This is a genomic window from Streptomyces sp. NPDC006602 (assembly GCF_042870385.1).
Taxonomy (GTDB): Bacteria; Actinomycetota; Actinomycetes; order Streptomycetales; family Streptomycetaceae; genus Streptomyces.
In genome coordinates, this window is sequence record NZ_JBIAHG010000026.1 from 40,955 (window position 1) to 58,908 (window position 17,954).

Annotated in this window: 14 protein-coding genes; 7 read left to right on the top strand and 7 right to left on the bottom strand. The window is 69.9% G+C overall.

Features of this window, described 5'->3' with window-relative positions:
- Positions 1 to 61: 61 nt before the first annotated feature.
- Together ACFYO2_RS38345 and galE are read right to left on the bottom strand one after the other, a co-directional pair.
- Positions 62 to 4,552: an aminotransferase class I/II-fold pyridoxal phosphate-dependent enzyme gene (locus ACFYO2_RS38345; protein WP_388359054.1), complete on the bottom strand. Its 4,491-nt coding sequence runs from the start codon at positions 4,550 to 4,552 to the stop codon at positions 62 to 64.
- 148 nt (positions 4,553 to 4,700) lie between these two features.
- Positions 4,701 to 5,756: a UDP-glucose 4-epimerase GalE gene (galE, locus tag ACFYO2_RS38350; protein WP_388358956.1), complete on the bottom strand. Its 1,056-nt coding sequence runs from the start codon at positions 5,754 to 5,756 to the stop codon at positions 4,701 to 4,703.
- Positions 5,757 to 5,999: 243 nt separating this feature from the next.
- On the opposite strand from galE, the gene ACFYO2_RS38355 reads away from it, so the two are divergent.
- Positions 6,000 to 6,662 (top strand): NUDIX domain-containing protein, encoded by a 663-nt coding sequence (locus ACFYO2_RS38355; protein WP_388358959.1) that lies wholly within the window; start codon positions 6,000 to 6,002, stop codon positions 6,660 to 6,662.
- 101 nt (positions 6,663 to 6,763) lie between these two features.
- The gene (locus ACFYO2_RS38360) at positions 6,764 to 7,750 is read left to right on the top strand and encodes an aldo/keto reductase (RefSeq protein ID WP_388358961.1); all 987 of its coding nucleotides are present in this window, start codon (positions 6,764 to 6,766) and stop codon (positions 7,748 to 7,750) included.
- Positions 7,751 to 7,807: 57 nt separating this feature from the next.
- Here ACFYO2_RS38360 and ACFYO2_RS38365 read toward each other — a convergent pair whose 3' ends face one another.
- Both ACFYO2_RS38365 and iolC read right to left on the bottom strand, forming a co-directional pair.
- On the bottom strand, positions 7,808 to 8,593 hold the full coding sequence (locus ACFYO2_RS38365; RefSeq protein WP_388358964.1) for a GntR family transcriptional regulator: 786 nt from the start codon (positions 8,591 to 8,593) through the stop codon (positions 7,808 to 7,810).
- Between the two features lie 117 nt (positions 8,594 to 8,710).
- Positions 8,711 to 9,703, bottom strand: a complete 993-nt coding sequence (gene iolC / locus ACFYO2_RS38370; RefSeq protein ID WP_388358967.1) for a 5-dehydro-2-deoxygluconokinase — start codon at positions 9,701 to 9,703, stop codon at positions 8,711 to 8,713.
- A gap of 288 nt (positions 9,704 to 9,991) precedes the next feature.
- Between iolC and ACFYO2_RS38375 the strand changes: the two genes are divergently transcribed.
- From ACFYO2_RS38375 to ACFYO2_RS38395, 5 genes are read left to right on the top strand one after another with little or no spacing between them, the layout of a single operon-like run.
- Positions 9,992 to 11,011, top strand: a complete 1,020-nt coding sequence (locus ACFYO2_RS38375) for a sugar ABC transporter substrate-binding protein (RefSeq protein WP_388358969.1) — start codon at positions 9,992 to 9,994, stop codon at positions 11,009 to 11,011.
- The gene (locus ACFYO2_RS38380) at positions 11,011 to 12,087 is read left to right on the top strand and encodes an ABC transporter permease (RefSeq protein WP_388358972.1); all 1,077 of its coding nucleotides are present in this window, start codon (positions 11,011 to 11,013) and stop codon (positions 12,085 to 12,087) included. Before ACFYO2_RS38375 ends, ACFYO2_RS38380 begins: the two co-directional genes overlap by 1 nt.
- 5 nt (positions 12,088 to 12,092) lie before the next feature.
- Positions 12,093 to 13,028 carry an ATP-binding cassette domain-containing protein gene (locus ACFYO2_RS38385; RefSeq protein ID WP_388358975.1) on the top strand — a complete coding sequence of 312 codons (936 nt, stop codon included), beginning with the start codon at positions 12,093 to 12,095 and terminating at the stop codon, positions 13,026 to 13,028.
- A 1-nt stretch (position 13,029) separates the two neighbouring features.
- Positions 13,030 to 13,932 carry a sugar phosphate isomerase/epimerase family protein gene (locus ACFYO2_RS38390; RefSeq protein ID WP_388358978.1) on the top strand — a complete coding sequence of 301 codons (903 nt, stop codon included), beginning with the start codon at positions 13,030 to 13,032 and terminating at the stop codon, positions 13,930 to 13,932.
- Between the two features lie 11 nt (positions 13,933 to 13,943).
- Positions 13,944 to 14,972, top strand: a complete 1,029-nt coding sequence (locus ACFYO2_RS38395) for a Gfo/Idh/MocA family protein (protein ID WP_388358981.1) — start codon at positions 13,944 to 13,946, stop codon at positions 14,970 to 14,972.
- 88 nt (positions 14,973 to 15,060) lie between these two features.
- On the opposite strand, the gene ACFYO2_RS38400 is transcribed toward ACFYO2_RS38395, so the two are convergent.
- The 3 genes from ACFYO2_RS38400 to ACFYO2_RS38410 all read right to left on the bottom strand — a co-directional run bounded on the left by ACFYO2_RS38400 (position 15,061) and on the right by ACFYO2_RS38410 (position 17,954).
- The gene (locus ACFYO2_RS38400) at positions 15,061 to 16,083 is read right to left on the bottom strand and encodes a Gfo/Idh/MocA family protein (RefSeq protein WP_388358983.1); all 1,023 of its coding nucleotides are present in this window, start codon (positions 16,081 to 16,083) and stop codon (positions 15,061 to 15,063) included.
- Complete coding sequence (locus ACFYO2_RS38405) at positions 16,080 to 17,084, bottom strand: Gfo/Idh/MocA family oxidoreductase (RefSeq protein WP_388358986.1); 1,005 nt, start codon at positions 17,082 to 17,084, stop codon at positions 16,080 to 16,082. The genes ACFYO2_RS38400 and ACFYO2_RS38405 overlap by 4 nt, the downstream gene beginning before the upstream one ends.
- Positions 17,085 to 17,177: 93 nt before the next feature.
- The gene (locus ACFYO2_RS38410) at positions 17,178 to 17,954 is read right to left on the bottom strand and encodes an SDR family oxidoreductase (RefSeq protein WP_388358989.1); all 777 of its coding nucleotides are present in this window, start codon (positions 17,952 to 17,954) and stop codon (positions 17,178 to 17,180) included.

The following is a 17,954-nucleotide window of genomic DNA, read 5'->3' on the forward strand; positions in this document are numbered from 1 at the left end:
GCGTGGGATCGGCGTCGAGCCGGGTCACGGGGGGTGTTCGGTCAGGGGAGACCTACCGGGCTCAGCTTTTCTGCCGCAGGGCGAAGCGCTCGGAGAGCCGGCTCAGTGTGTCGTTGAGTCGGTCGATGTCCTCGTCGGAGTTGAGCGCCGTGATCTGAATGCGGAAGCCGACACGGTCGTGGGGTACCAGTGGGTAGGCCGCCAGGGTCACATAGATGCCGTTGTCCCACAGGAAACCGGCGACCGCTTCCAGGTCCGACGCGTCGACGAGCGGGATCTCCACGATCGGCAGTTCACGCACACCCGGTGTGTCCAGGCCGAGGGCCTGGACGTGATCGAGCACCCGGACGGTCTTGCGGTGCAGATCGGCGCGTATCTCGTCCCCCCGGCGGTCGTTGACGTCCAGACCGGCGAGCGCCGTGGCGAGGGACGCCGTGGGAGAAGGGCCGGAGTACAGGTAGGACGGCGCGGCGATCTTCAGGTGGTTCTTGAGCCAGGTGGGCAGGGCGATGAAGGCGAGAAGTGACGAGTACGCCTTGGACAAGCTGCCCACGAGCACGATGCCGTCATAGGTCTCGCCCGTGTGCCGGACCACGCCGTTGCCGCGGGAGCCGTACGGGCACAGCTCGCCCGCCGTCCGCTCCCCGATGACGCCGAAACCGTGTGTGTCGTCGACGTACAGCGTCGCGTCCTGGTCCCGGCAGATGCCGACCAGTTCGGGCAGGTCGGGGATGTTGCCGCTCATGCTGTCGACACCGTCCAGGCAGACGAGCCGGGACTTGCCGGGCGGCACGGCACGCAGCAACGCGCCGAGCTCTTCGGGCCGGTCGGCGCGGAACCGCTGCATTGTCGCGCCCTGACCCCTTGCCGACACACATCCGTCGTACACGGTCCGGTGCGCCCTGGCCTCGACGAAGACGTGTCCCTCACCGGTCAGGAGGGGGATCACCGAGGCATGGATCAGGGCGGCGGTCGGCAGGAGCAGCGTGTCCGGCGCTCCGAGCAGCGCGGCGAGCCGCTCCTCGATCTCAGGGTAGAGCCGCGGGCTGCCGAGCAGCCGCGACCAGCTGGGGTGTGTACCCCACTGCCGGACGGTGGGCTCGATCGCGTCGATGATCTCGGGGTCGCAGTCGAAGCCCAGGTAGTTGGAGGAGGCGAAGTCGATCAGCCGGTGGTCTCCGCTGCGGATGTGCCGGCCGTGCACTTCGTCCAGGACCGCATCACTCAGAGGACTCGTCTGCCGCAGATGTTCGAGGTCGCCCCAGCGAGGATCACGCCGCACTCCCGAAGGAGCGGCAGTGGTTTCGCGTATGACGGTGTGCACCGTTTCCGCGTCTGTCCCCCTCCTGACGGCTCGAGTTCTCCCCGCGACGGCCCGGGTACGGCCCGGCGGCGCCGTCGGCGGCACGTCGACGGGCCCCCGTGCCGCCGCGTCGCCGTCCCGCGGCGGCCGGTCCGCGTTGTGCTGTCGCAGGACCGACTCGCCCTGCTCGACCGTCATCGGTCGTGCGAACAGGTACCCCTGCCCGAACCGGCAGCCGATAGCGGTCAGCAGCTCTCGCTGTGCCGGCTCCTCGATTCCCTCGGCGATCACCTGAAGGCCGAGCGTGTCGGCGATGTGGACGATCCCCTCGACGAGTGCGACCTGTTGGGGATCCCGCGTGATGTCGTCGATGAACGTCTTGTCGATCTTGACCACGTCGATGGGAAAGTCCCGGAGATAGCGCAGCGAGGAGAGCCCGGTGCCGAAGTCGTCGATCGCGATGCGTACGCCGAGATCCTTGAGCGCCCGAATGAGCACGTCGGTCCGCTTGTCCCCCTGTCTGAGCACCGACTCGGTGAGCTCCAGCTGCAGCGACCCCGGGACGAGGCCGGGAGTGTCGAGGGCTCTGCCCACCTCCTGCAGAAAGCCCGTGTCCCGGCACTGACGGGCGGACACGTTGACACTCATGTACGGCGGTGCTGACCGCAGGTCCCGGTGCCGCTGGAGACGGGCGATGTCCGCCGCGGCGTTGCGCAGGACCCAGGAGCCGAGCATCGTGATGTGTCCGGTCTCCTCGGCGAGCGGGATGAACCGCTGCGGTGGGACAGGATCGCCGGTGTGCGGCCAGCGGGCCAGTGCCTCGAAGCCGACGACCTCGCCCATGGTGATGTCCACGACCGGCTGGTAGCGCAGCGTGAACTCCTCCTTGGCGAGCGCGCTGTCCAGGTGCGCCAGGAGATCGTGCCGCTCCACCATGCGGACGCGCTGCTGGGGCTGGAAGCGGCGCCACTGGCGCTTGCCGGCGGCCTTGGCCGCGTACAGGGCCAGATCGGCGTGGGCCAGCAGCTCCTCGGCGTCCGTGCTGTCCCTCGCCGTGGCCACGCCCACGCTGGCGGTGACGCTCACTGAATCGTCACGCAGCTGGAAGGGCCGGTTGAGGGCCTGGACCACCTGCGCGGCCAGCAGGTCGGCATCGAGGGGATGCTTCGCGTCCTCCATCAGCACCGCGAACTCGTCACCGCCCAGTCGCGCCGCGGTGTCGGTACGGCGCAGCGTCTGTGTCAGCCGCTCTCCCACGGCGGCGAGGAGTTGGTCGCCGGCCGAGTGGCCCAGCGTGTCGTTTACGATCTTGAAGTCGTCCAGGTCGATGAAGAGCAGACAGGTGACCGTCGACTCGCGTCGGCCGCGCAGCAGCGCCCGCGCGGTCCGCTCCAGCAGCAGCGTCCGGTTGGGCAGACCGGTCACCGCATCGTGAAAGGCCCGCTGGGTGAGTTCGTGCTCCAGCCGGCGCTGTTCGGTCACGTCCCGAAGGGTGACGACCAGTCCGCCCACGGTCTCGTCCTGCCGCAGGTCACGGCAGCGCACCTCCACCTCGACACGACCTCTGTCCCGCAGTACCCACCAGTGGTCGTGGCCCTCCTGCCGGCCGTCGTTCTGCAGGGTGGTCAGTGTCCGGCCCGCCCGCTCGCGATCCTCGGGGTCCACCAGTTCCAGGAGGGCCGTGCCCACCAGCCGGGCGCTGCCGAACACGGCTTCCGCGGACGGACTGGCATAGCGAACGGTCGTGTCGTCGTCGATGATCAGGATGACGTCGGAGGTGTTGCGCACCAGGGTGCGGAAGTACGCCTCGCCCTCCTTACGGACGATCTCCTGGCGGAGCGCGATGCGCTCGGTCGCCAGTCCCGCGTGCGAGGCCAGGATCTCCAGTGAGCCGCGCATCTCGGTGAGCCGACGCTCGGGTCCCGCCGCCAGCAGCACGCCCGGAAGTCCGCCGCCGGCCGGACGGCCGGGCTGGATCATCGGGCACACCAAGGCGCTCGGCAGATCTCCGAGTTCGGTGGCGATGCGCGGGCCGAGCTCGGAGACGGGGACCAGGAGCGTGCGGTGGAGAGTGAGGCCGGCGGACCCGTCCGGCGGTGTCTCACCGGAGTCCGCGACGCCCCGGGTGCCGAGCCCGTCGGGGGACCGCGCCAGGAGCGCATGCAGATCCTGGGCGTGCTCGGCCGGCAGCAGCATGGTCCCGTGCCGGACTTTCGGGCCGAACAGAGCGGTGACCGCCGTGTCGCAGCTTCGTGCGATCTCCTGCTGCCTCACCGCCGAGACCAGTGAGGCGGTCGCCGCGCGCAGCGCCAGTTCGCGAGCCATGACCGTGCGGTGTGCCACAACCATGCCCGCGAGGCGGAAGATCACCAACAGGGACAGGGCAGTGGAGAAGGTGGCGGACGCCGCCGCGTCGGATGCGCCGCCCCCAAGTCCTTGGTAGAGCAGGATGCCGGGCGCGATCAGTGCGGCCGCGGTCAGCAGCAGGAGCCGACGCCAGGGCGGGAGCAGAGACTGCGGCTGGGACTGCGACGCGGTCAGATCCGCCATGGAGGGATGCAGCGCCGCCATTCCCCAGGCCGTGCAGAAGACGATCCAGCCGGAGTCCAGCAGCGTGCCGGCCTGCCACGTTCCGTTGAGCTGAAGGATCCCGTAGGCGATGTCGGAAGCGAGCAGCGTGAGAGTGCCCAGGACGAGCAGCTGAACGGCGCGGTTGCCGCCGGATCCGGAGCTGCGGGCGAGCAGCCGGGCCAGCATCGCCAGCACCAGTACGTCGCCCAACGGGTGGGCGATGCTGATCGCGCGCTGTTGCCAGGTCAGGCCCTCCAGCCGGGCCAGCGGCTCGACCAGATAGACCCAGACAGGCAGGGCGAGTCCCGCGGTGATGATCAGCGCGTCCAGGATGCTGGGCAGGTCACGGCCCGCCCAGCGGTACCGGACAAGGCCGAACAGGCCGGCGGCGAAGAGCGGGTACCCGGCCAGATGCAACGCGTCCGACGGCGATGGGAACGGGTTGGTTGCGTGGAGATACCCCTCTTGCGCGTTGTACGTGTCGCCCGCGGCGAAGGCCGACAATCCGGCGGCGAGCAGCCACCAGGGCCAGCGGTGCGCGGGCCGGTGCACGTGCACCCCGATCAGTACGGCGGCGGCACCACCCAGTCCGATCACGGCCCAGAGCGGCGTGCTCGTTTCCGGGATGGTCATGTACAGGGTGGTGGCGGTTCCGACCGACGCGAGGTACGCAGCCATCAGCCAGTGGGCCGGCAACAAGGGCAAGCGCCTCCCTGAGTTGCACCGGGCCGCGAGGCGTCAACTGATCTTTTCTGTACAAATCGTAAGCACGGCAGCTGCCAGGCTGCATCTTGGAACCCGCGTACCTGTCCGCCGGACAGCACACCTAGTCCTTCGTGTTCGCCCGTCGGGCAGAGCCGACGTAGCCGTCGGGGTTGAGCTGCTGGAACCGCCAGGCGTCACGGCAGATGTCGGCGAGGTTCCGGTCGGGGCGCCAGCCCCAGGCGCGCGCCACTGCGGTGGCGTCGGCTACGAGTTCGGCCACGTCGCCGGGGCGGCGGGGCCCGATCTCGTACGGAATCGGTCTGCCGCACACCTCGGAGAACGCGGCGACGACGTCGAGGACCGTACTGCCCTTGCCGACGCCCAGGTTGTACACGTGCATGCCCGTGCTGTCGGCGAGGTGATCGAGCGCGATGCGATGGGCCTCGACCGTGTCCATGACGTGGAGGTAGTCGCGGATCGCGGTCCCGTCGCTCGTGGGGTAGTCGTCGCCGAACACGCGAAGCCGTTCCCGTCGGCCGATGGCCACCTGCGCCAGGTAGGGCATCAGGTTGTCGGGCGTGCCGTGGGGGTCCTCGCCGAGCAGTCCGCTGGGGTGGGCGCCGGCCGGGTTGAAGTAGCGCAGACACAGCACGGTGTACTCGGAGCACCGGCGGCAGGCGTCGGCGAGGATCTGTTCGCAGATCCACTTGGAGGCCGCGTACGGATTGGTGGGCCGGGCGGGGGTGGCTTCGTCGAGCGGTCCGCGTCCGGCATTGCCGTAGATCGAGGAGGAGGAGGAGAACACGAGCCTGTGCACCCCGTGCTCGTGCATGGTCCGCAACAGGGACGTGGTGCCACCGACATTGGTGTCGTAGTACTCGATGGGCATCCGAGTCGACTCGCCCACCGCCTTGTGCGCGGCAAAGTGCACGACGGCGTCCACGGAGTGACGGTCGAAAACGGCCGAAAGGGCCTGTCGATCACGGATGTCCAGCTCATAGACGGCACCGACGAAACGGCCGGCGATCCGTTCCGCGCGGGTGAGGACCTGCGGTGTGCTGTTGGAGTAGTTGTCGACCACGATCAACTCGTAACCGTGGTCGAGCAGTTCGACGCAGACATGACTGCCGATGAAGCCGGCTCCGCCGGTGACGAGGACCGTTGACGGTGCAGTCATGGCGTGGCTCCTCTGCTCACGCGGCGTCGGTCAGCGTTCCACCGGACCTCGCCGGCCATGTGTGTCATGGCGCGACGTCTCCGCCTTCGAGAACGTCGTATGCTTACGACGTATATATACGACACTGCGCCCTTTGTTGCCGAGCGTCAAGAGCTGTGGGGCAGGTCGCGGGCACCCCGCCCGCCCCTGGATGATGGAAGGCATGACCATTTTTTCCTCCCTCGCCCGCCCGGCCGGTGCCCGGTGAGCGCCGGTATCCACACGCCCGACCGCCGCGGCCGCACCGGGCTCGACCGGACGGGCCGTGACCTGACCGGCAACCCCCGCGTCAGGGTCCGGGAAGTGAAGCTTCTGTCCAGCCACTGGTACGTCGAGCGCGCCACGACGTTCGACTTCCAGCGCGCCGACGGAACCTGGAGCACCCAGGAACGCGAGACGCACGACCGGGGCAACGGCGCCACGATGCTGCTGTACGACACCGAACGCGAGACAGTGCTGCTCACCCGCCAGTTCCGCTTCCCGGTGTACGTCAACGGACACCCCGACGGCATGCTGGTCGAGACGCCGGGCGGACTGCTCGACGACGAGGACGAGCACCCTGAGATCGCCGTACGCCGCGAGGTGGTGGAGGAGACCGGGCACACCATCGGCGACGTCCAGCACGTCTTCGACGTCTACATGAGCCCGGGCTCGGTCACCGAACGCGTCAGCTTCTACGCCGCCTCGTACGGCCCGTCCACCCGCACCCACGAGGGCGGCGGTCTGGACGAGGAGGGCGAGGACATCGAAATCCTCGAACTGCCCTTCACCAGGGCCCTGGAGATGATCCGGACCGGGGAGATCGCCGATGCCAAGACCATCATGCTGCTCCAGTGGGCGGCGCTGGAGGGACCGTTCGCCCGCTGAGGCACGAACTCACCACGCGCTCCCTTGACTTGAAGTGCGCTTCAAGATGAAGACTCCCCTTCGACGTGCCCCGGACGCGGGCTGTCAGGGAGGGATTCCGCATGAAGTACCGCACCATCGGCACCGATCCGACGACCCGCCGCGAGGTGAGCGTGCTCGCGCTCGGCGCGATGCTGTTCGGCTCGCGCACGGAAGAGGAGACGTCGTTCGCCGTACTCGACCGCTACGTCGAGGCGGGCGGGAACTTCATCGACACGTCCGACAACTACGCCTTCTGGACCGACGGGGGCCAGGGCGGGCAGAGCGAGGAGCTGCTCGGCCGCTGGCGGCACAGCCGCGGCATCGGCGAAGAGATCGTCATCGCGACCAAGCTCGGCGCCCGCCCGCTCGCCCCCGGCACCAGCTATGTCGACAACCCGGAGGGTCTGTCGGCGAAGGTGATCCGCGAGTCGGCCGAACGCAGCCGGGAACGGCTCGGCGTGCAGAAGCTCGATCTGCTGTACGCGCACATCGAGGATCACAGCGTCCCGCTGCGGGAGACCGTCGAGGGATTCGCCGAGCTGGTCGCCGAGGGCACGGCCGGGCTCCTCGGTGTCAGCAACCACGCCGCCTGGCGGGTGGAGCGGGCCCGGGCGATCGCGGCCGCCGCAGGGCTGCCCGGCTACGAGATGCTCCAGTACGAGCACAGCTACTTGAGGCCCCGCACCGACGTGCCCGGGGACCTGTTTCCCGACGGCAGCCTCGGACACGCCGGCGCCGACCTGCTCGGCTATCTGCGTGCCGAGCCAGGTCTGACCCTGGTCGCCTACTCGCCGCTGCTCAAGGGCGCCTACGTACGCCCGGACCGGCTGCTCCCGGACTACGACCACCCGGGCACCCCGGCCCGGCTCAAGGGCCTGCGCGAGGTCGCGCAGGAGACCGGCGCGACCCTCAACCAGGTCGTTCTGGCCTGGCAGATGGGGGGCGAGCTGCCGATCATCCCGCTGGTGGGGGTCTCGTCCGTGGCTCAGCTGGAGGAGAACCTGGCGGCAGTGGACCTGGACCTGACGGAGGACCAGCGGAACCGGCTGGACTCGGTGCACCGATGACCTGTCGCATCGCCTCCCCGACCGGATCCGGATCCGCCGGACGGGCCCCGGTCCCGATCAGGTCCTGACCAGCAGCTGGAAGTCGAACGCGTACCGCGACGCCCGGTAGATGTGCGTCCCGTACTCGACCGGCCAGCCCGTGTCGTCGTACGCCGTGCGCTGCATGGTCAGCAGGGCGGCGCCCTCCGGCTCCTCGAGGAGGGCGGCTTCCTCGGGGGTGGCGGAGCGGGCACCGATGGTCTGGCGGGCGCTGTGCAGGGTGATGCCGGCGGAGCGCATCAGCCGGTACAGGCCGGTGGACTCCAGCCTCGCGGTGTCCAGGTCGAGCAGGCCGGCCGTCAGGTGGTTGCACAGGAAGGCCACGGGCTGGCCGTGCGTGGAGCGCAGTCGCTCCAGGACCGTGACCTGGCTGCCCTCCGCGACGCCGAGGGCGGCCGCGACGTCGGCGGACGCCGGGACGGCTTCGTTGCGCAGGACCCGGGTGGCGGGTGCCTGTCCGGCCGCCACCAGGTCGTCGTACAGGCTGCTGAGTTCGAGCGGGCGCTTGACCTGGCTGTGCACCACCTGCGTGCCGACCCCGCGCCGCCGTACGAGCAGGCCCTTGTCCACGAGGGACTGAATGGCCTGGCGGACCGTCGGCCGGGACAGTCCGAGGCGTACGGACAGGTCGATCTCGTTGCCCAGCAGGTTGCCCGGGGCGAGCACGCCGTGCTCGATCGCCGCCTCCAGCTGCTGGGCGAGCTGGTAGTAGAGCGGCACCGGACTTGCCCGGTCCAGGGCGAAGTCCATGGAGCTGAACGCGGGGGCGGTCTCGGCACGTGAGTAGCCGCCGGTCTTCGCCATGGGGTACCTCCCTCGGAGGGTCGGGAGCGGGGGTCGGAGGGGTTGGCGGCGGGCGGCGGCCGGACGGTCGTACTCGTGCCGCGCCGGTACGGCCGTCTCGTGGGGCGACATTCCGTCTCAGGCGGTCGTACTCGGCTCCGGTGCCGCCGCGAGCAAGGTCTCGACCTCGGCCCCGGTGGGCATCGCCGAGGAGCAGGCGAGGTGGGAGGCGACGTGGGCGCCGGCCGCGTTCGCGTACCGCATGGTCCGCTCCAGCTCCCAGCCGGAGAGCAGCCCGTGGCACAGTGCGCCGCCGAACGCGTCGCCCGCGCCGAGGCCATTGACCACCTCGACCGGGAGGGGCGGGACCTCGGCCGTCGTACCGTCGCGGTGCACGGCGAGCACGCCCTCGGGCCCCTGCTTCACCATGGCCAGCTCCACGCCCGCGGCCAGCAGCGCCTGAGCGCACGCCCGCGGCTCGCGCACCCCCGTGGCGATCTCGCACTCGTCGAGGGTGCCGACGGCGACGGTCGCGTGCCGGAGGGCTTCGGCGTAGTAGGGCCGGGCTTCTTCCGGGTCCTTCCAGGCCCCGTCGTTCCACAGCGCGGGCCGCCAGTCGAGGTCGAACACCGTCGTGCCGGCCTTGTCCCGGCACTTGAGTGCGGCGAGCGTCGCCGAGCGGCTCGGCTCCTCGCTGAGCCCCGTGCCGGTGATCCACAGGATCCGGGCCGCGCGGAGGGCGAAGTAGTCCAGCTCGTCGGTGTGGACGGCCAGATCTGGGGCGCTGGGCCGGCGGTAGAAGTACAGCGGGAAGTCGTCCGGCGGGAAGAGCTCGCAGAACGTGACCGGGGTGGGCAGGCCGTCCACCGGTGTCACCCACCGGTCGTCGACGCCGAACTCCCTGAGCTGCTCGTGGAGATAGACTCCGAACGGGTCGGCGCCGGTGCGGGTGATCACGGCGGTGGAGCGGCCGAGCCGGGCGGCGGCGACCGCCACGTTCGCGGCCGACCCCCCGAGGAACTTCCCGAAGGTCTGTACGCGTGCCAGCGGTACGCCTGACTGCAAGGGGTAGAGATCGACTCCGATGCGGCCCATCGTGATCAGATCGAAGGGCTGGGTTGACTCGGCCATGCGCGTCACTCCTCGAGCCGGGCGGGGGTGCGGGTCCTCAGGGGACCTGCCGCCTCCCAGGTGTAGGGCTCGGAGAGTGACGCTGTCAATACTTTGTACTTACATTCTGACCTGCTTGTGAAATGATGTCTTAACAAAGTATTGACAGCGGGCGCGCCGGAGGAGTTGGATCCCGTCCCAGCGCAACTACCGTGTTCCCATGGCGCATGACCCGGATCCTCCGAGGTCCCGGGCCCCTTATAACCTCGTGATCGCCGTTTCCCCGCAGCACAGTGAGGTGCAGGAAAGATGGACCGCATTTCTGGCTTCCGCTCCCGCAGATTCGCCCCCGTCGTGGCAGTCGCCGCGGCCGCGGCCCTTACCCTCGCAGGCTGCTCCAGCAGCTCTGGCGGCAAGAAGGCCGAGGAGAGCGAGGCCGGTGCCTCCGCGGGCAAGGCCACCACTCCTCGGATGACGGTCGCACTGGTGACCCACCAGTCGCCCGGCGACACCTTCTGGGACATCGTCCGCAAGGGTGCCGAGGCCGCGGCCGCCAAGGACAACATCAAGCTCGTCTACTCCGCCGACCCGAACGCGGGCAACCAGGCCAACCTGGTCCAGAACGCGATCGACCAGAAGGTCGACGGCATCGCCATCACGCTCGCCAAGCCGGACGCCCTCAAGGACGTCGTGGGCAAGGCCAAGGCCGCGAACATTCCGGTGGTCGGCCTCAACTCCGGTGTGAGCGAGTGGAAGAAGCTCGGCCTGATGGAGTTCTTCGGCCAGGACGAGACCGTCGCGGGCGAGGCCCTCGGCAACAAGCTGAACACGACCGGCGTCAAGAACGCCGTCTGTGTCATCCAGGAGCAGGGCAACATCGGCCTCACCCAGCGATGCGACGGCGTGAAGAAGACCTTCTCCGGCAAGCTGCAGACGCTGTTCGTCAACGGCACCGACATGCCGTCCGTGAAGTCGACGATCAGCGCCAAGCTGAAGCAGGACTCCTCCATCGACCAGATCATCACCCTCGGCGCCCCCTTCGCGCTGACCTCGGCACAGTCGGTGTCCGAGGCCGGCAGCAAGGCGAAGATCGCCACCTTCGACCTCAACAAGCAGCTGACCAGCGCCATCGACCAGGGCACGATCGAGTTCGCCGTGGACCAGCAGCCCTACCTCCAGGGCTACCTGGCGATCGACTCCCTGTGGCTCTACAAGAACAACGGCAACTACATGGGCGGCGGTGAACAGCCGGTGCTGACCGGGCCGGCCTTCGTGGACAAGTCCAACGTCGACGCCGTGGCCTCGTTCGCCGCGAAGGGCACCAGGTGATGGGTATGACCCAGCATGCCGAGCCGGCGGTGAGCACACCGCCGGCCTCCGGCCCGAAGCAGACCGACGGCCGGACCTCTCAACGACCTCTGGCGCTGCGGCTGCTGGCCCGCCCCGAGGTGGGTGTGTTTCTCGGCGCGGCCGCGGTGTACGTGTTCTTCCTGATCGCGGCGCCGCCGGTGCGTGACGGCAGCTCGATGTCCACGATCCTGTACCAGTCGTCGACCATCGGGATCATGGCGCTGCCGGTGGCCCTGCTGATGATCGGCGGCGAGTTCGACCTGTCGTCCGGTGTCGCGGTGCTCACCTCGGCGCTCACCGCGAGCATGCTCAGCTACCAACTGACCATGAACGTGTGGGTCGGTGTGTTCGCCGCGCTGATCGTGTCGCTGGCGGTCGGCTTCTTCAACGGCTGGATGGTGGTCAAGACCGGGCTGCCCAGCTTCCTGGTCACCCTGGGCACCTTCCTGATCCTCCAGGGCGCCAACCTCGCGGTCACCAAACTCGTGACCACCAACGTGGCCACCGACGACATCAGCGACATGGCCGGCTTCGACCAGGCGAAGAAGATCTTCGCGTCGTCCTTCGACATCGGCGGCGTCCAGGTGAAGATCACGGTCTTCTACTGGCTGGTCTTCGCGGCCATCGCGACCTGGGTGCTGCTGCGCACCAAGTACGGCAACTGGATCTTCGCGGTGGGCGGCAACAAGGACTCCGCGCGGGCCGTCGGTGTCCCGGTTACCTTCACCAAGATCTCCCTGTTCATGCTGGTCGGCTTCGGCGCCTGGTTCGTCGGCATGCACCAGCTGTTCACCTTCAACACCGTCCAGTCCGGCGAGGGCGTGGGCCAGGAGCTCATCTACATCGCCGCGGCCGTCATCGGCGGCTGCCTGCTGACCGGCGGCTACGGCTCGGCGATCGGCCCGGTCTTCGGCGCCTTCATGTTCGGCATGGTCAACCAGGGCATCGTCTTCGCCGGCTGGAACCCCGACTGGTTCAAGGCCTTCCTCGGCGTGATGCTCCTGGGCGCCGTCCTGATCAATCTGTGGGTCCGCCAGTCGGCGACCCGGAGGTGACCTTCATGACAACCAACCACACCGGCACCCACGGCGCCGTCCTCCCCGACACCGACACCACCCCCGGCCCCGACGGCACGGGCGCGCCGCTGGTCGAGCTGCGCGGCGCGGGCAAGGCCTACGGCAACATCCGCGCCCTGCACGGCGTCGACCTCCGGGTGCACCCCGGCCAGGTCACCTGCGTGCTCGGCGACAACGGCGCCGGCAAGTCCACCCTCATCAAAATCATCTCCGGGCTGCACCAGCACACCGAGGGCGACTTCCTCGTCGACGGCACCCCGGTGCGCTTCTCCACCCCCCGCGAGGCCCTCGACAAGGGCATCGCCACCGTCTACCAGGACCTGGCGACCGTCCCGCTGATGCCGGTGTGGCGCAACTTCTTCCTCGGCTCCGAGATGACCCGCGGCCCCTGGCCCGTCCGCCGCCTCGACATCGAGACCATGAAGAAGACCGCGGACACCGAACTGCGCAACATGGGCATCATTCTGAACGACCTCGAACAGCCCATCGGCACCCTGTCCGGCGGCCAGCGCCAGTGCGTGGCCATCGCCCGCGCCGTCTACTTCGGCGCCCGCGTCCTCATCCTCGACGAGCCCACCGCAGCCCTGGGCGTCAAGCAGTCCGGCGTGGTGCTCAAGTACATCGCCGCCGCCCGCGACCGCGGCCTCGGCGTCATCTTCATCACCCACAACCCCCACCACGCCTACATGGTCGGCGACCATTTCAGCGTGCTGCGCCTGGGCACGATGGAACTCTCCGCCTCCCGCAGCGAGGTCAGCCTGGAAGAACTCACCAACCACATGGCCGGCGGCACCGAACTCGCCGCGCTCAAACACGAACTGGCCCAGGTCCGTGGCGTCGACGTCGAAGAACTCCCCGAGGAGAAGGACCTCACCGCACCCACCGCCAACACCGCGACCACCGGCGAAGGGAAGTCCTGACATGACTTCTCCGCTCGACCGCATCCGGGTCGGTTCGGCCCCCGACTCCTGGGGCGTCTGGTTCCCGGACGACCCGGTGCAGGTGCCCTGGGAACGCTTCCTGGACGAGGTCGCCGAGGCCGGCTACTCCTGGATCGAGCTGGGACCGTACGGCTATCTGCCCACCGACCCGGCCCGGTTGACGGAGGAGGTCGCCAGGCGCGACCTGAAGGTCTCGGCGGGCACGGTCTTCACCGGCCTGCACCGCGGCCCCTCCGTCTGGGAGGCCACCTGGGAGCACGTCAGCCAGGTCGCCGCGCTCACCCAGGCGATGGGCGCGAAGCACCTCGTCGTCATCCCGTCGTTCTGGCGCGACGACAAGACCGCCGAGATCCTGGAGCCGCCGGAGCTGTCCGGCGAGCAGTGGGCGCACCTGACCAAGGGCATGGAGCGGCTGGGCCACGAGGTCAAGGAGACGTACGGCCTCGACATCGTCGTCCACCCGCACGCCGACACCCACATCGACACCGAGGACCACGTGGAGCGGTTCCTCGACTCGACCGACTCCGAACTGGTCAACCTCTGCCTGGACACGGGGCATTACGCCTACTGCGGCGGGGACAGCGTCAAGCTCATCGAGACGTACGGCGAGCGCGTCGGCTACCTCCACCTCAAGCAGGTCGACCCGGAGATCCTCGCCGACGTCGTCAAGAACGAGGTGCCGTTCGGGCCCGCCGTGCGGCGCGGCGTGATGTGCGAACCACCGTCCGGGGTACCGGAGTTGGAACCGGTCCTGGTGGCGGCGCAGAAGCTCGGCGTGGAGCTGTTCGCGATCGTCGAGCAGGACATGTACCCCTGCGAGCCGGACAAGCCGCTGCCGATCGCGGTGCGCACCCGCAAGTTCCTGAGGTCCTGCGGCGCCTGAAGGGACAGACCATGACCACCCGTGGCACGAGCGAGGAACTCGGCGTCGCCGTCATCGGCGCCGGTCGGATGGGCGCCGACCACGTCCGCCGTATCCAACAGGTCACCAGCGGCGCCCGGGTGGCCGCCGTCGTGGACGTCGACGCGGAGCGCGCCAAGACGGTCGCGGCCCGCGTCGACGGCTGCACCGCCTACACCGACCCGGCCTCCGCGATGGCGGCGGCCGACGTCGACGCCGTCCTGGTCGCCGCACCGGGCCCCGCCCACGAGGCCGCCCTGCTGGCCGCCTTCGAGCACGGCCTGCCCGTGCTGTGCGAGAAGCCGCTCACCCCCGACGCGGCCTCCGCCCTGCGCGTGCTGGAGGCCGAGCGGAAGCTGGGCCGGCGGTTGGTCCAGGTCGGCTTCATGCGGCGTTACGACGCCGAGTACGTCAGGCTCAAGGCCCTCCTGGGCACAGGCCAGTTGGGCCGCCCGCTCATGCTGCACAACCGGCACCGCAACGTGGCCAGCCCGCCCGGCTTCACCAGTGCCATGCTCATCAGCGACTCCGTGGCACACGAGACGGACGTGACCCGCTGGCTGCTCGGCCACGAGATCACGGCCGTCACGGTGCTGCGCCCCACCCCGTCCGCGAGCGCGCCGGACGCTCTTCAGGACCCGCAGTTCGTCGTGTTCGAGACGGACGGCGGCGCGGTGTCCGACGTCGAGATCTTCGTCAACTGCGGCTTCGGCTACCAGGTCCAGGCCGAGGTGGTCTGCGAGCGCGGCACCGCTCGCGTCGGTGACGGCCACGCCATGGTCACCAACATGGCCGGCCGCTGGGGCGGCACCATCGACCAGGACTACACCGTGCGCTTCGCCGACGCCTACGACCGCGAGGTCCAGGCCTGGGCCGACGCCACCCGCCGCGGCGAGGTGGTCGGGCCCAGCGTCTGGGACGGCTATGCCGCGGCGGCGGTGTGCGAGGCGGGGGTACGGGCGCTGGCGGAAGGCGGCCGGGTGGAGGTCGACCTCGTGGAGAAGCCCGCGCTCTACCGGTGACATGGGGCGTATCCCCGTACAACCATGGCCACCGGGAGAGTCGCCGGGAGCGGCAGTGGGCGACGGGGGAGCCCTGCCCGACGTTCGGCTACCGACCGGCGCTGGTCCGCGGCCGAGGCTCGAACCCGGCGGCGCGATAGCACTCGTCGATGAGCGTCATCGTCGCCACCGCGTCGTCCGCGTCCAGCGGCAGCGGCGTCCCCTCCCGTACCCGGTCCGCGAACGCCTCCAACTGGTAGGTGTACGAGGACCGGGTGCCGAGCCGTTCCGTCCGCTCGCCCTCGGCAGTACGCACCACGATCCGGTCGTCGAGCTGCGGCAGCACGAAGTTCGGGGCGCTCGCCTCACCGCGGGTGCCGACGATCCGGCAGCTCATCTCCAGCTCCGCGTACGCCATGTGGCAGCGGGCCGACGCGGTGGCGCCGCCCGGGTACTCCAGCTCGGCGTCCAGCCACTCGTCGACCCCGGGCGCCCCCGGGCGCTCCCCGCCCCGCGCGGAGACGAGCCGGGGCGCGCCGCCCGCCCAGGGCGCGAGCATCCGTACCGCGTGCAGGCTGTAGCAGCCCAGGTCCATGACCGCGCCGCCGGCCAGCGGCAGCGACCAGCGCGGGTCGGAGTCGTCCGGGGCGGGGATGGCGACCATCGTCTCCACCCGCCGCAGCTCACCGAGTTCACCGCTCTCCAGGAGCTCGTGCAGGCGCCGGGTGACCGGGTGGAAGAGGTAGTGGAAGCCCTCCAGGAAGACGGTCCCGGCCTTCTCGGCAGCCTTCCGTACCTCGGCGGCCTCCTCGGCGTTGCTCGCCGACGGCTTCTCCGTCAGGACGTGCTTGCCCGCCGCGAGGGCGGCGAGGTTCCACGGCCCGTGCAGGCCGTTGGCGAGCGGGTTGTAGACGGCCTCCACCTCGGGGTCGGCGATCAGGTCGGCGTACGAGTCGGCCACCCGCTCCACGCCGTGCGCCGCCGCGAAGGCCTCCGCGCGGGAACGGTCGCGGGCGGCCACCGCGACGAGGCGGTGGCCGGTCGCATGGGCCGGGTCCACGAGTGAGCGTTCGGTGATGCGTGCCGCGCCCAGTACTCCGATGCGCAGTGGTTTCCGGCCCGGTCCGCTCATGCCTGCCGTACCTCCTCGATGGTCACGGGACGGTGCTCGCCCAGCGACAGTGTGCACGCCTCGGCGATCCAGCCGGCCTCCAGGGCGTCCTCGATCGTGCACGGGGAGGTGCGGGTGCCCGCCACGACCTCGGTGAACGCGGTGAGTTCGGCGCGGTAGGCCTCGGTGAAGCGGTCCATGAAGAAGTCGTGCGGGGTGCCGGCGGGGAAGGTCACGCCGGGCTCGACCGAGCGCAGCGGCAGCTTGTCCTCCAGGCCGACGGCGATGGAGTCCGTGAAGCCGTGGATCTCCATGCGGACGTCGTAACCGCGGGCGTTGTGGCGGGAGTTGGAGACCACCGCGATGGTGCCGTCGTCCAGGGTGAGGATCGCGCCCGTGGTGTCGGCGTCGCCCGCCTCCTTGATGTAGTCGGCGCCCCGGTTGCCGCCGACGGCGTACACCTCGGTCACCTCCCGGCCGGTCACCCAGCGGATGATGTCGAAGTCGTGCACCGAGCAGTCCCGGAAGATGCCCCCCGAGGCGGCGATGTACGCGGCCGGCGGCGGCGCCGGGTCCAGCGTCGTGGACCGTACGGTGTGCAGCTTGCCCAGCTCACCGCTCTGGACGGCGGCCCGCGCGGCGACGAACCCGGCGTCGAAGCGCCGGTTGTAGCCGATCTGGATCGGCACGTCACTGCCCTGGACGGACTTCAGCACCTCGACGCCCTCCCGCATGGTGCGGGCGACGGGCTTCTCGCAGAACACGGGCACGCCCGCCTCCACGGCGGCGCGGATCAGCGCCGGGTGGGCGTCGGTCGCCGCGGCGACGACGATGCCGTCGACCCCGGCGGCCAGCACGGCCTCGGGGGAGTCCGCGACCTCGGCGCCGAAGCGCTCGGCGGCGGCCTTGGCGGCGTCCGCGAACGGGTCGGCGACGACGAGGGACGTGACCGCGTCGAGTCCGGAGAGGGTCTCGGCGTGGAAGGCGCCGATGCGGCCGAGGCCGAGGATTCCGATACGCATGGGGGACATGCTCCTTGGGTGCGGGGTCTTACGAGCGGGTGCGGGGTTCTACGGGCGGGTGCGGGGTTCTACGGGCGGAGGCGGAGAGGAAGGTCAGTCGAGACCGCCCAGCACGTTCTGGTCCCAGTCGATCACCGAGCCGGTCACCACCCCGGACCGGTCCGACAGAAGGAGGACGACGAAGTCGGCGATTTCGTCCGGCTGGCCCAGCTTGCCCATCGGAAGCCGTGCCGCGGCCTGCTCGCGCCAGTCGTCGCCGGCGCCGTGGAAGGCCTTCTGGGTCGCGTCCTCGCCCTCGGTCGCGGTCCAGCCGATGTTCAGCCCGTTGATGCGGACCCGGTCGAAGCGGTGGGCGTGCGCCGCGTTGCGGGTCAGGCCGACCAGCCCGGCCTTCGCGGCGACGTACGGGGCGAGGAACGGCTGCCCGCCGTGCGCCGAGGACGTGATGATGTTGACGACCGTGCCGGGCGCGCCCCGGCCCACCATGTCCGCGACGGCGGCCTGCATGGCGAAGAAGGGCGCCTTGAGGTTGATCGCGATGTGCTGGTCGAACAGTTCGGGCGTGGTGTCGAGCAGCGTGCCCCGCGAGGTCAGCCCCGCCGAGTTCACCAGGCAGTCGACCCGGCCGTACGCCGCGACGACCTGCGCGACGGACGCCTTGGCCTGCTCCGCGTCCGCCAGGTCGGCCCGTACGAACATGGCCTTGCCGCCGGCGGCGGTCAGCTCCGCCACCAGGGCCTCGCCCGGTTCCGGGCGCCGGCCGGTGACGGCGACCACCGCGCCCTCACGGACGGCGGCGCGCGCGACGGCGGCGCCCACACCCTGACTGCCACCGTTGACCAGGACGACCTTGTCGTCGAGTAGTCCCAT

Bases quoted from the DNA above. Each gene is read 5' to 3' on its own strand.
- ACFYO2_RS38400 (WP_388358983.1), bottom strand. From the start codon at position 16,083: ATGAGCGGACCGGGCCGGAAACCACTGCGCATCGGAGTACTGGGCGCG.
- ACFYO2_RS38410 (WP_388358989.1), bottom strand. From the start codon at position 17,954: ATGGGACTACTCGACGACAAGGTCGTCCTGGTCAACGGTGGCAGTCAG.
- iolC (WP_388358967.1), bottom strand. From the start codon at position 9,703: ATGGCCGAGTCAACCCAGCCCTTCGATCTGATCACGATGGGCCGCATC.
- ACFYO2_RS38360 (WP_388358961.1), top strand. From the start codon at position 6,764: ATGAAGTACCGCACCATCGGCACCGATCCGACGACCCGCCGCGAGGTG.
- galE (WP_388358956.1), bottom strand. From the start codon at position 5,756: ATGACTGCACCGTCAACGGTCCTCGTCACCGGCGGAGCCGGCTTCATC.
- ACFYO2_RS38365 (WP_388358964.1), bottom strand. From the start codon at position 8,593: ATGGCGAAGACCGGCGGCTACTCACGTGCCGAGACCGCCCCCGCGTTC.
- ACFYO2_RS38405 (WP_388358986.1), bottom strand. From the start codon at position 17,084: ATGCGTATCGGAATCCTCGGCCTCGGCCGCATCGGCGCCTTCCACGCC.
- ACFYO2_RS38375 (WP_388358969.1), top strand. From the start codon at position 9,992: ATGGACCGCATTTCTGGCTTCCGCTCCCGCAGATTCGCCCCCGTCGTG.
- ACFYO2_RS38385 (WP_388358975.1), top strand. From the start codon at position 12,093: ATGACAACCAACCACACCGGCACCCACGGCGCCGTCCTCCCCGACACC.
- ACFYO2_RS38390 (WP_388358978.1), top strand. From the start codon at position 13,030: ATGACTTCTCCGCTCGACCGCATCCGGGTCGGTTCGGCCCCCGACTCC.
- ACFYO2_RS38345 (WP_388359054.1), bottom strand. From the start codon at position 4,552: ATGGCTGCGTACCTCGCGTCGGTCGGAACCGCCACCACCCTGTACATG.
- ACFYO2_RS38380 (WP_388358972.1), top strand. From the start codon at position 11,011: ATGGGTATGACCCAGCATGCCGAGCCGGCGGTGAGCACACCGCCGGCC.
- ACFYO2_RS38395 (WP_388358981.1), top strand. From the start codon at position 13,944: ATGACCACCCGTGGCACGAGCGAGGAACTCGGCGTCGCCGTCATCGGC.